The organism is Bradyrhizobium sp. 154, assembly GCF_023073875.1.
Taxonomy (GTDB): Bacteria; Pseudomonadota; Alphaproteobacteria; order Rhizobiales; family Xanthobacteraceae; genus Bradyrhizobium.
This window is the reverse complement of sequence record NZ_JADPKG010000107.1, coordinates 71,545-83,484: the sequence shown is the minus strand read 5'-3', so window position 1 is coordinate 83,484 and position 11,940 is coordinate 71,545. Positions and strand designations below refer to the sequence as shown.

14 protein-coding genes are annotated in these 11,940 nt (G+C 62.0%); 7 read left to right on the top strand and 7 right to left on the bottom strand.

Annotated elements, in window-relative coordinates:
* Positions 1-124: 124 nt before the first annotated feature.
* Both IVA92_RS26690 and IVA92_RS26685 read right to left on the bottom strand, forming a co-directional pair.
* Positions 125-1,462 carry an ATP-binding protein gene (locus tag IVA92_RS26690; RefSeq protein WP_247281424.1) on the bottom strand — a complete coding sequence of 446 codons (1,338 nt, stop codon included), beginning with the start codon at positions 1,460-1,462 and terminating at the stop codon, positions 125-127.
* 1 nt (position 1,463) lies between these two features.
* Positions 1,464-2,138 (bottom strand): response regulator transcription factor, encoded by a 675-nt coding sequence (locus IVA92_RS26685; RefSeq protein WP_247281423.1) that lies wholly within the window; start codon positions 2,136-2,138, stop codon positions 1,464-1,466.
* A 224-nt stretch (positions 2,139-2,362) separates the two neighbouring features.
* Between IVA92_RS26685 and IVA92_RS26680 the strand changes: the two genes are divergently transcribed.
* Entirely contained in the window at positions 2,363-2,599 is a 237-nt protein-coding gene (locus IVA92_RS26680; protein ID WP_247281422.1) for a hypothetical protein, read from the top strand.
* Between the two features lie 38 nt (positions 2,600-2,637).
* Here IVA92_RS26680 and IVA92_RS35825 read toward each other — a convergent pair whose 3' ends face one another.
* Positions 2,638-2,760, bottom strand: coding sequence for a hypothetical protein (locus tag IVA92_RS35825; RefSeq protein ID WP_256464563.1), 123 nt, complete (start codon positions 2,758-2,760; stop codon positions 2,638-2,640).
* A gap of 165 nt (positions 2,761-2,925) precedes the next feature.
* Between IVA92_RS35825 and IVA92_RS26675 the strand changes: the two genes are divergently transcribed.
* Positions 2,926-3,465 (top strand): TRAP transporter small permease subunit, encoded by a 540-nt coding sequence (locus tag IVA92_RS26675; RefSeq protein ID WP_247281431.1) that lies wholly within the window; start codon positions 2,926-2,928, stop codon positions 3,463-3,465.
* Positions 3,462-5,066, top strand: a complete 1,605-nt coding sequence (locus IVA92_RS26670; RefSeq protein WP_247281421.1) for a TRAP transporter large permease subunit — start codon at positions 3,462-3,464, stop codon at positions 5,064-5,066. Before IVA92_RS26675 ends, IVA92_RS26670 begins: the two co-directional genes overlap by 4 nt.
* 588 nt (positions 5,067-5,654) lie before the next feature.
* Here the strand turns inward: IVA92_RS26670 and IVA92_RS26665 are convergent.
* The 4 genes from IVA92_RS26665 to IVA92_RS26650 all read right to left on the bottom strand — a co-directional run bounded on the left by IVA92_RS26665 (position 5,655) and on the right by IVA92_RS26650 (position 7,535).
* Positions 5,655-5,876, bottom strand: a complete 222-nt coding sequence (locus tag IVA92_RS26665; RefSeq protein ID WP_247281420.1) for a hypothetical protein — start codon at positions 5,874-5,876, stop codon at positions 5,655-5,657.
* A gap of 167 nt (positions 5,877-6,043) precedes the next feature.
* Positions 6,044-6,406: an SPW repeat protein gene (locus tag IVA92_RS26660; protein ID WP_247281419.1), complete on the bottom strand. Its 363-nt coding sequence runs from the start codon at positions 6,404-6,406 to the stop codon at positions 6,044-6,046.
* Positions 6,407-6,498: 92 nt separating this feature from the next.
* The gene (locus IVA92_RS26655; RefSeq protein ID WP_247281418.1) at positions 6,499-6,984 is read right to left on the bottom strand and encodes an Hsp20/alpha crystallin family protein; all 486 of its coding nucleotides are present in this window, start codon (positions 6,982-6,984) and stop codon (positions 6,499-6,501) included.
* Between the two features lie 98 nt (positions 6,985-7,082).
* The gene (locus tag IVA92_RS26650; RefSeq protein WP_247281417.1) at positions 7,083-7,535 is read right to left on the bottom strand and encodes an Hsp20 family protein; all 453 of its coding nucleotides are present in this window, start codon (positions 7,533-7,535) and stop codon (positions 7,083-7,085) included.
* Positions 7,536-8,026: 491 nt separating this feature from the next.
* Here IVA92_RS26650 and IVA92_RS26645 point away from each other — a divergent pair, with 491 nt between their 5' ends.
* From IVA92_RS26645 to groL, 4 genes are all read left to right on the top strand, one after another.
* Entirely contained in the window at positions 8,027-8,506 is a 480-nt protein-coding gene (locus IVA92_RS26645) for a sigma factor-like helix-turn-helix DNA-binding protein (protein ID WP_247281416.1), read from the top strand.
* A gap of 16 nt (positions 8,507-8,522) precedes the next feature.
* A complete protein-coding gene (locus IVA92_RS26640) occupies positions 8,523-9,638 on the top strand; it encodes a glycosyltransferase family 4 protein (protein WP_247281415.1) in 1,116 nt (371 codons plus the stop codon).
* Between the two features lie 227 nt (positions 9,639-9,865).
* Entirely contained in the window at positions 9,866-10,180 is a 315-nt protein-coding gene (gene groES, locus IVA92_RS26635) for a co-chaperone GroES (RefSeq protein ID WP_247281414.1), read from the top strand.
* Positions 10,181-10,218: 38 nt separating this feature from the next.
* Positions 10,219-11,838, top strand: coding sequence for a chaperonin GroEL (gene groL / locus IVA92_RS26630; RefSeq protein ID WP_247281413.1), 1,620 nt, complete (start codon positions 10,219-10,221; stop codon positions 11,836-11,838).
* Positions 11,839-11,940: the final 102 nt, after the last annotated feature.

Genomic DNA, 11,940 nt, shown 5'->3' with positions numbered 1-11,940 from the left:
CATCGGCCGCTCCTTCCAACTCAGGAGCCACCTTCAGAATCGATTTCTGCCCAATTCGCAATGCCTTACAGAGAACGCTCACATGCGATTCCCCTGCCCCTGAGGGGGAGGGTGAAACGTCAGTTCAGCCCGCCAACCTGAATCGCAGCGTGAACTCCGCGCCGCCGCCGGGGAGATTCTCCACCGCGACCGTCGCGGCGTGATCGTCCGCGACGCCGCGCACGATCGAGAGGCCCAGGCCTGCACCGTCGCTGCGCTGGCGGTCACGGCGCCAGAAGCGCTGGAAGATCAGCTCGCGCTCGGCCTCCGCGATGCCGGGACCGCGATCGCGCACCCGCACTGAGCCGTCCTCGCCCACCTCGACCTCGACGGCGGTGTCCCTCGCCGTGAACTTGATCGCGTTTTCGGCGAGGTTGAAGACTGCACGCTGAAGCATCTCCGAATTGCCGTGGATCATGACGGGCGCGTCGCTGCCCCGCAGGGCGATGTCCTTATGCTGCGCGATCGCAAACGGGGCGATCGAACCGACCACCTCGGCACAGACGGCGCGCAAGTCAGCGGTCTCGCCGGGGTCGAGCACCAGCGTGTCGAGCTCGGCGATCTCCAGCAGCTGGGCGACGATCCGGCTCATGGCTTCGATGTCGGCATGCAGCGCCTGACGCGCCGCGCCGTCGCCAAGCGTCTCGATCCGCGTGCGCAGGATCGTGAGCGGCGTACGCAGTTGATGAGCCGCGTCGGCCGTGAACTGCCGCTGCACCCGAAAGCCGTCCTCGAGGCGGTCGAGCGCCTGGTTCACTGCCGTGACGAGCGGCATGATCTCGCGCGGGATCTGCTTCGTCGGCAGGCGGATGTCGGTGCGCGCCGGGCCGATATTGCTGGCCTCCTCCGAGGCCTTCCACAATGGCGCGATCGCGCGGCGGAAGATGATGATGTCGGTTGCGAGCAGGACCAGAAGGATGGGGATGGTGATCCACCCGACCCGTCGGAAGAAGTTCGAGACGATGTCGTCGATGATGACGTCGCGATGCGCGAGATCCTCGGCGACCTGGATGCGCACCGTCTTGCCGTCGATGACCCGGGTGACGCCAGCGCCGGAAATCGTCTCGGGCGGCCGAAGAGCCGCGGCTGCGGCCCGCCGATGCGAGGAAAACAGCAGCCGGCCTTCGCCATCGCGAATGTCGTATTGATAGCGGCCGTAGGCGTCCGAATAGAGCCCGCGCAGACTGTCGGGCAGGTTGAACGTCAGCGAGCCGTCCGGCTGGGTGACGATGCGCTCCGCCAGCACCTCGGCCTGGGCGCGCATGCCGTCGTGGTGCAACTGGTCGATCTCGGAATTGAGCAGCCAGAACAGCACGAGCGGCAGGACGATCGCGACCATCGCGACCGCCACGATGTGCAGGAAGACGATCCGCCAGATCAGCGATTTGAACGTGAGCGATCTGACATGGCCTCCGGCAGCCACGCTATTTTTCCTCGGCCATGAGATAGCCGACGCCGCGGATGGTGTGGATCACCACCTTGGCGCCGTGTTCGGTGAGCTGCTTGCGCAGCCTGGAGACATAGACCTCGACCGCGTTGGAGGCGACCTCGCCTTCGAGCCCGAAGATGTGATCCTCGACGTTCTTCTTCGGCACCACCCGGCCCTGCCGGCGCAACAGGATCTCCAGCACCGACGTCTCGCGCGCGGAGATGATCCGCGGCTGGTCGTCGACGAAGATCTGGCGGCTCTCGGTGTCGTAGACGAGATTGGCAAGGCGGAGCGAGCGGCCGAGCAGCTGGCCCGGCCGGCGCAGGATTGCCTCCAGCCGCGCCACCAGCTCCTCCATCGCGAACGGCTTTGTGAGATAGTCGTCGGCGCCGCTGCGCAGTCCGGTGACGCGGTCTTGCACGCCCCCGCGCGCGGTCAACACCAGGACCGGCAGCGGCTCCATCTTGAGGCGCAGCTCGCGCAGCACTGCCAGGCCGTCGCCGTCGGGCAGGCCGAGATCGAGGATCATCGCGGCATAGCTGACGCTGCTCACAGCTTCGCGCGCCTCGGCTGCGCTGCCGACGATGTCGCTCTCATACCCGGCAGCCGCCAGCCCGCCGGCCACGAGCCGCGACAGCTCGGCATTGTCCTCGACGATCAGAAGGCGCATCAAATTCCCGCCGATTGTTCCGGTATCACCGCACGGCTCGCGCCGCATCTGCGTTCTTTTCCAGCATTCGCGGCGCCGCGGCCAGCGAAAAAGCACCGGGGCGGCGGGTCGGCCTTCTGTCAGGTTCGCGTAAGCTTCAATGACCGGTCCTTGCATCAAGGAGAAGGCTGTTTGCTAATTTGACAGATACCAGCAAGTTTCTCTCAGACTAAAGGATGAACTTAATGAGCAATCCTGTGAAAACCGAAAGCGAACTCATCGCCATGGCGAAGGCCGAGTTGAAGGTTCATGCCGACTGTCCCGATGGAATGACCATTTCGATCCTCCGCGATGGCAAGTCCTGGGAGTTTCGAGCCAGTGCGGACCGAGCCACCTCAGATCGGCCCGGCTACCCCGAATGCGTTGCCATGCTTGTCCAGATCGGCGATCACCTCAGCAAGCAGTACGACGTCCAGCGCTAGACGGACCTCGACGTTTCGAACACACGCGCAGGGGAATCTCAGAACACCTGTTCGATCGCCATCACCAGACCGGCCGCGAACTTTTTTAGTGGCCGCTGCGGCAAATTGTCTATTTTTCTGTTGACCGGAAAACTGCCGACGATAAAGGTGCCCTGCTTCACGCGCGCCCGCGACCTGCACAGGTCTCGCTGGAAATCGAACAACAAGAACGAGCGGAAGCATCAGGAGGGTGAACTAGCTCCGGCGCAGATGTGGAAGGCTGCTGATGCAGCACCATGATCCTGCTCGTTTGGGGTCAGCACTCAGCGAGCGGGGAAAAGATATTGATGCGCCCATTGTTGGCGATAAGTGCAGCTATCGACTGGCTGAACGAGAAGATCGGTAACGTCTGCAACGTTCTGGTGCTCGCGGCCTGTCTCGTCAGCGCTGCAAATGCGATGATCCGGTACGCCTTCAGCTACAGCTCCAACAGCTGGCTCGAAACGCAGTGGTATATGTTCGCTGTCGTCGTGATGTTCGGCGCGTCCTATACCTTCAAACGTAACGAGCATGTGCGTGTCGAAATCATGTACCTCATGCTTTCCGAGCGCGGCCAGTTATGGCTCGACCTGATCGGGACATTGGTTTTCCTCGTCCCGGCATGCCTGCTCCTCAGTTACCTGTCATGGTCGATGTTCTACAACTCGCTCGTCATCGGCGAAATGTCCAATAATGCTGGCGGCCTCCTCCGATGGCCAATCAAGCTTGCGCTGCCGGCAGGATTCTTCATGTTGGCTCTGCAAGGTGTCTCAGAAGTCATCAAACGAGCAGCGGCTCTGCGCGGCGAAGTCACCATCGATGCGAAATACGAGCGGCCGACCCAATGATCACAATTGAGATGATGCCGCCGCTGATGTTCGGCGGGCTGGTCTTGGCGATGCTGATCGGCTTCCCTGTCGCCTTCACGTTGGCCGCTCTCGGGCTTTCGTTTGGATTTCTCGCGATCCACGAAGGATTCTTCGGATTCAGCTTCCTCCAGGCAATCCCGGAGCGCATCTACGGCAGCGTGCTGGCCAACGAGCTGCTGCTGGCAATTCCATTCTTCACGTTCATGGGCGCGATCCTCGAACGATGCGGCCTCGCAGAAGATATGCTGGATTCGATGGGGCAGTTGTTCGGCCCCATTCGCGGCGGTCTCGGCTATTCCGTGATCATCGTCGGCTTCATCCTCGGTGCCATCACCGGCACGGTGGCCGCGCAGGTGATCGCAATGGCGCTGATCTCGATGCCGGTCATGATCCGCTACGGCTACAACATGCGCTACATCACCGGCGTGCTTGCAGCGTCCGGCACCATTACCCAGCTGGTGCCTCCCTCGCTGGTTCTGATCGTGCTCGCCGACCAACTCGGGAAGTCGGTCGGCGATATGTATCTGGGCGCCTGGGGGCCTTCGATCCTCCAGATCGCCCTCTTCGCGGGCTACACGTTTGCTCTGAGCCTGATCAAGCCAGGCCATGTCCCGGCCGTGCCTAAGGAAGCGAGGACGCTCAAAGGTTGGGCGCTCTGGCGCAAATGCCTGCTGGGCATCATCCCATCCGCTGTTCTGATCTTCGTGGTGCTCGGCACCATGATGCTCGGCCTCGCCACCCCGACCGAGGCGGGCGCGATGGGCGCCGTCGGCGCGATCGTCCTTGCCGTTATCCATCACAAGGATTTCAGCTCGGCCGGTCACAGGGTTTTGCTCGTCGGCGTCGCCGCTGCTGGTGTCGGCACCATCATCGGCATCTACTTCACGCCTAACCTGCCGTTCAAGATTGCCTTCGCAATTGCCTATCTGGCAGTGGCCTGGGTCTGCATCGAGGCGATCAGGATTCCCGACCTGCGCACCCTGGTTAAGCAGGGTTATGAGACCACCATGCGCATCACCTGCATGGTGACCTTCATCCTGATCGGATCGACTTGCTTCTCGATCGTTTTCTTGGGTTGCAACGGTGGTGTCTGGCTGGAGCACATGCTGACATCACTGCCGGGCGGCGTGTGGGGCTTCCTGATCTTCATCAATTTGTTCATCTTCTTTATCGCCTTCTTCCTCGATTTCTTCGAGATCGCCTTCATCATCATCCCGATGATTGCGCCGATCGCACACAAGCTGCTGACTCCCATCGTCGGTGCCGATGCTGCCTTGATCTGGTTCGGCGTCATGCTCTGCGTCAACATGCAGACCTCCTTCCTGCATCCCCCCTTCGGCTTCGCTTTGTTCTACCTCCGGGGCGTGGCGCCAAAAGAAGTCAAGAGCTCAGACATTTATTGGGGTGCAATGCCTTGGATCGGCCTGCAGGCGATCATGGTTGCCGTTGTCATCGCCTTTCCAATAACGGTGACTGGGCTGCTGGACGCGCCGACGAAGGTGGATTTGGACAAGATCAAGATCGAGATCCCGGACATCGAACTGCCACCGCCACTCGATTTCGGCCAGCCGAAGAACTGACCGGCCTCGCGCTTTGGCTAGTCTAAGGCGTCGACCTGCATCAGTCCGGCATAACCAGCCAGATGCTGCTCCGGACGCGCACGGCGACGTCGGGCGAGTAGAAGAACACTGCCGCCGGTGCACGCAGGTCCAGAGCCGATCGGTCCAGATCTTGCCACTTTTCACTCCTCAGCGTTTCAATCGGCCACCAGGAGCCGAGCGCCTCGAATACCGTCGAAAATGAATTGGACCGCAAGAGCCGCCAGGACAACGCCGGCAAGTCTCGCCAGCACATGTTCAACGACGAAGTTCAGATCCGCAATTGGGCCTGCGGCCGGTATATTTATTGAGCGGTCCTTTGCGCGGCCTTCTCAATCCTTCTGGAAGAGAATAATCATCCTGGGGACCGTCGTGTCCCGAGGCCCCGGGCGGCGCCTTCTGCGCGACGATCGGCGGACGTGGTTGCCGCAGCGCATCCTCGTTCGCTGTGCTGAGTGAACGGCTTTTCTCGCGCAAGCCGCCGGCGAACAGGCTCCTTGCCCAAGAGACCATTCCTGCGAAGGACGCGTATTTTGGCCAACCCTCCATGATCAGCACGCGCAATCGTCTTCAGGCAGCGGTCTGCTTCCGCGCGGCCTCCATTCTTCGGAACAGCTCCAGCCACCGCTGCTCTTTCGGAGAGAGCGGTAGCTCGGAATGTCGCCAAGTCGGCTTGCCATCTAGCGGAAGCTGAGCATCCAAAAGTTCGAATTCGGTCGTCTCCTCAGGGGTAAGGCCTGCAAGGACCCGGCGACGCTTCTTGTCGAGCGTGTACAAACGCGAGGTCAGCACGATCTCTCCGCTTGGCCCAACGGTCGACGGAGACAGTATTGGCGTGTTCCCTTTCACTTCAGCACCATCATGGTTCATCTCGCGGCAACGAGCTTGGCCAGCAAAATGGCGCACTCGCGCAGGTCAGTTGCGAAGGGAGGCTGCCGCAGCCTCCCCTCGCCGAGCATTCACGCTGTCACACGTGGATGGCCCTGATGCAGTTGCCAAACTCGCAGAGCCGCAACAGCGGCGACGAGGATTCCGGCGATGACGTGGAGCGGTGTCACCGTTGCCTTGGCCGAGAAGTGCAGCACCCAGGGTGATACGGCGACCCAAACGCCGGCGGCCAGAGCTATCCACTCCTGCCATTCGGCGAATATCGCCAGCGCCGCAACGGCCAGCGCAGCGATCAGGATGCCGCTCAACCAGGCATTCCAGTTGGTGGGACTTTCAGCGGCGAACCCGAAGGCCCACGGCGAGATGAACAAGCCGAGGCCGATCACTAGGTTGACCCCATCGGCGATCATGTCCTTTTTCCAGATGGTGTTCATGTTGCAACTCCTTACATTCGCTCCTTTCCCTCACTCTCTTTGCACAGGCCAGTCCGGTGACGGGCGAAAGCGAACTCCCGCCCGTCCCGCGGTTACTTGCCGTTGATGGCGATCCGTTTCACCTTGTGCTGCGTGGTCGGTAACTTCGGCAGCGTCACGGTGAGCACGCCATTCTTGAAAGACGCCTCGACCTTGTCCTGATCGACATCGTCGACCGGGACGGAGCGCTCGAAGCGTCCGTAGTAGCGCTCGCTGAAGCGGCGCTCCTTGTCTTCGGTCTCGCTCCTTTTTTCGCCGCTGATGGTCAACAGGCCGCCCCTCAGTTCGACGTTGACGTCCTTCTCCTCGAGACCGGGGACCTCGGCGGTGACGTTGACTTCCTTCTCCGTCTCTTTGACTTCGATGTTCGGCCATCCGGTCGCCTGGGAGCCAAACGGAGTGACGTCGAACGTGCGGAACGCATCATCGAACAGCCGATTCATCTCGCGATGAAGCGCGAGGAACGGATTGGCTTCGCTGCGGTGCGGACTCAGATCGCGGGAGCCGTTATTCCGGGGAACGAGATCGCGTAGGGGCATAGCTTTCCTCCTTCCTGTTTCTTCATGCTCATTTGACAAAATTCAGCCGCGCGCGGCCACGCCGCGCAGGCGGTTCGACGGCCCCGAACGGAACTCCGTCAGGCGGTCTGCTTCCCTTCGATTTGCTGGTTGTCGTTGCCGGCGACTTCGATCGCGATACGGCGTGGCTTCATCGCCTCCGGGATTTCCCGAACCAGAGCGATCCTCAGCATGCCGTTTTCGAACGTCGCATCCTTGACCTGAACATAGTCCGCCAGGTTGAAAACGCGGCGGAACGGCCGCAGGGAGATTCCCTGGTACAGGTAGTCTTGATCACCTTTGCTGGGCTTGCGCCCCTCAACCGTAAGCATTGATTGCTCGGCGGTGATGGTGATCTCCTCCGGGCTGAAGCCCGCCAGTGCCAGCGTGATCCGGTACTGGTTCTCACCGGTACGCGCGATGTCGTACGGCGGATAATCGTCGTCCGCATTCGCCGCGTCGTTGACGAGGTCGAACAGACGATCGAAGCCGACGCTCGAGCGCCAGAACGGGGGCATTTCGTAAGTTCTCATAACCACATCCTCCTTGGAGCAACATGGATAGGAGCAACGCCGGTTTTCCGACGGCCTTGACCGGACCCTGACGGCGTCCGGCGCCACACATGTGGCACCCAAGAGCTAGAACGGTGCGGGTCGTTTTCAAGGGCGCCATGCGCGCTCGAATTGTATTTTTGCCGTCCCGACCCCGGCGGTAGATTGTGTGCTTCGCATCAACCGCCGCTGCGGACGGCCACCTTCGCCCTGCGCAATCAGCCCCATGCTCGGCCGGCCCACACCTTTTGAGCCGCCACGGGAGCTCCCTAAATCGAGGCCGTCAAGGCCATTGTCGGATTCACCGCCTGCACTTCGCTGCTCACATGGGCCCGGCCGCAGCTCTTATTTCTCGAAGGAACAATTCGGAAGATACGACATTTTGTGAGCGCCGCCGGCATGACGCGCTTGGGCGCCGCTTCTGGGCCCAGGCGCATGCTGGGGGAGCTCACCCACTTTGCTCTGAGGAGGAATTGGAAAATGAGCATCCTGTCCGTCCGATCGAATCTGCCCGCGACCTGTCGCCGGAGCAGGCCGAATATATCACCGACAAACTGAAAGTAGCCTCGCCTGAGGTCGTCGAGATGAACGGCTGGATACGGGGTGATACTTCGCTCAACCTGCCCACGAGGCGGGAGGACGGGGCCGAGGAAATCGAGGACCGGCTGATCGATCCGGCGCCCGACCCGGAGACGCTGCTGTCGGAGGCGGAGGATCGTAACCGGGTAAGAAGCGCAGTGGGGGACGCGCTCGCTCTCCTTGACCTCCGTGAGCGCCATATCGTCGGGGCGCGATTCCTGGCCGAACAGCCGAAGACCCTGGAGGAGCTTGCCGGCACTTCCGGCGTATCGCGCGAGCGCGCACTGCAAAAGATCCGGAGCGCGATGCGCTCCCGTTTGCATGGAGCTGCGCGCCGTCCCGATCGTCCCGATCGGGGCTGGCGCAGCGGTTAATCGCGGAGGGAAGAAGATGAAGATTGCGCAGATTGCCCCGCTGTTCGAGAGCGTCCCGCCCCGGCTTTATGGGGGAACGGAGCGGGTGGTTTCGTGGCTGACCGAGGAGCTGGTGCGACAGGGTCACCAAGTGACGCTGTTCGCCAGCCAGGACTCCATTACCTCGGCCGAGCTCGTTCCCTGCACCACTCGTGCGCTGCGCCTCGATCACGACGTGCAAGATGCTATTCCCCATCCGATGGTCATGCTCGACAAGGTGCGCGAGCGCGCGGATGAGTTCGACATCCTGCACTTCCACACCGACTATCTGCATTTTCCGCTGTTCCGGTCCGAGCGCGGCCGGACGCTGACAACGTTGCACGGCCGGCAGGATCTGCTGGACCATATGCCGTTCTACCGCCGATTTTCCGACATGCCGCTGGTTTCGATTTCGAACGCGCAACGGGCGCCGCTCTCAGGCGCGAACTTCGTGGCGACGGTGTACCACGGCCTTCCGCTCGATCTGCACACCCCAAGCTTCAGCCCGACAGGCGGCTATCTAGCGTTTCTCGGCCGCATCTCACCGGAGAAACGTCCCGACCGCGCTATTGCAATTGCGCGGGCGGCGGGGCTTCCGCTCAAGATAGCTGCCAAGGTCGACAAGGCCGATGAAGCCTATTTTCGCGGTGTTATCGCGCCGATGCTGAACGAGCCGGGAATCGAGTTCATCGGCGAGATCAATGAGAGCGCCAAAAGCGAATTTCTCGGCAATGCGGCAGCGCTGCTCTTCCCGATCGACTGGCCGGAGCCTTTCGGCCTGGTCATGATCGAAGCCATGGCCTGCGCCACGCCGGTGCTCGCCTTCCGTTGCGGATCGGTCCCGGAAATCGTCGACGACGGACTAACCGGCCGTATCGTGTCCGACGTCGATGAGGCGGCGCGGGCCATTCCCGGATTGCTGGCGCTCGACCGCAAAGCCATCCGCGCCCGGTTCGAGGGACGTTTCTCGTCCGCGCGCATGGCGACGGAGTATACCCGGATCTACCAGAGGATGCTTCGCAGCCTTACCGCCAGCTCCGGCTATCGGCACTCGCTGCGCGTCCGGCCGACCTCCACGGACACCGCTCCGGGAGCGCCGCCCACGGCCGCGTAAAAAGATATTTGAAGGGACGGACCTGCGGCACTGCGGAAAGCCGGCAAGGGCGCCGCTCCGTCCCGCCGTGTCACGACACGTCGTCGCGGAAACTTCTGCCGGCGGTGTCGAAAAATTTTTCATAGCCCCTCTTGACCTCATCTTTGCCGCGCCTAGGTCGATTTTGCCGGACGGCCGGTTGCGGCCCCGATTTTTATGACATCGCTGAATTGTAGGGGAGGATGTGCATGCATTTCCGTCCATTGCATGATCGCGTGCTGGTGCGACGCATCGATGCCGAGGAGAGGACTGCCGGCGGCATCATCATTCCGGACACGGCGAAGGAAAAGCCGCAGGAAGGCGAGGTGATCGCCGCCGGGCCGGGTGGCCGCAACGAACAGGGCCAGCTGGTGCCGCTCGACGTGAAGGTCGGCGACCGGGTGCTGTTCGGCAAATGGTCCGGCACGGAGGTGAAGATCGACGGCAAAGAGCTTCTCATCATGAAGGAGAGCGATCTGCTGGGCGTGGTCGAGAAGGCCGCCGCGACGAAGAAGGCCGCGTGAAGCGCTGACACTCATTGAACGGCAAAGGAGAGAACGTCATGGCTGCCAAGGACGTCAAATTCTCGACGGAAGCCCGCGACCGCATGCTGCGCGGCGTCGATACGCTGGCAAACGCCGTCAAGGTGACGCTCGGACCGAAAGGCCGCAACGTGGTGCTGGAGAAATCGTTCGGGGCGCCGCGCATCACCAAGGACGGTGTCACCGTGGCCAAGGAGATCGAGCTCGAAGACAAGTTCGAGAACATGGGCGCGCAGATGGTGCGCGAGGTGGCGTCGAAGACCAGCGATGTCGCTGGCGACGGAACGACGACTGCGACCGTGCTGGCGCAATCGATCGTCAAGGAAGGCGCTAAGTCGGTTGCAGCGGGCATGAACCCGATGGACCTCAAGCGCGGCATCGACCTCGCAGTCGAGGCGATCGTCAAGGACCTCAAATCGCACGCCAAGAAGGTCACGGCGAACGACGAGATCGCCCAGGTCGCGACGATCTCCGCGAATGGCGACACTGAGATCGGTCGCTTCCTCGCCGAGGCCATGAAGAAGGTCGGCAACGAAGGCGTCATCACCGTGGAGGAGGCTAAGAGCCTCAACACGGAGTTGGAGGTGGTAGAGGGCATGCAGTTCGATCGCGGCTATGTGTCGCCCTATTTCGTCACCAATGCCGAAAAGATGCGGGCGGAGCTCGAAGACCCGTACATCCTGATCCACGAGAAGAAGCTGTCCGCACTGCAATCGATGCTGCCGCTGCTCGAGTCGGTGGCGCAGTCGAGCAAGCCCCTGCTGATCATCGCCGAAGACATCGAAGGCGAAGCGCTGGCGACGCTGGTCGTCAACAGGCTGCGCGGCGGGCTGAAGATCGCAGCCGTCAAGGCGCCGGGCTTCGGCGATCGCCGCAAGGCGATGCTCGAGGACATCGCGATCCTCACCGGCGGCACGATGATCGCCGAAGATCTCGGCATCAAGCTCGAGAACGTCACGCTCAACATGCTCGGCCGGGCCAAGAAGGTGGTAATTGACAAGGAGAACACGACCATCGTCAATGGCGCCGGCGCCAAGAAGGACATCGAGGCGCGCGTGGCCCAGATCAAGCTGCAGATCGAGCAGACCACCTCGGACTACGATCGCGAGAAGTTGCAGGAGCGGCTTGCCAAGCTCGCGGGCGGCGTGGCCGTAATCCGGGTCGGCGGTGCCACTGAAGTCGAGGTCAAGGAGCGCAAGGATCGCGTCGACGACGCGATGCATGCGACCCGCGCCGCGGTGGAAGAAGGCATCCTGCCGGGCGGCGGAGTGGCGCTGTTGCGGGCGCTCAAGGCGCTTGAACGCATCAAGACCGCCAACGCCGACCAAAAGGCCGGCGTCGACATCGTGCGCCGGGCAATCCAGATGCCAGCCCGCCAGATTGTCGAGAATGCCGGCGAGGACGGTTCGCTGGTGGTCGGCAGGCTGATCGAGAACGGCGACTACAATTGGGGCTTCAACGCCGCGACTGGCGAGTACCAGGATCTGGTGCGGGCCGGCGTGATCGACCCGGCCAAGGTGGTTCGCACAGCCTTGCAGGATGCTGCGTCTATCGCCGCCCTTCTGATCACCACCGAAGCGCTCGTCGCCGAGAAACCGAAGAAGGCGGAAGCCCCAGCCGCGCCGCAGATGGACTTCTAACTTAGCAGTAACGGACCCACGTCTCGATCAGGAAAGGAGACATCGACGTACGAGGAGCGGTCAGATGAGCAGAGATCGTCAGCAAAGGCTGCGTAGAAACGG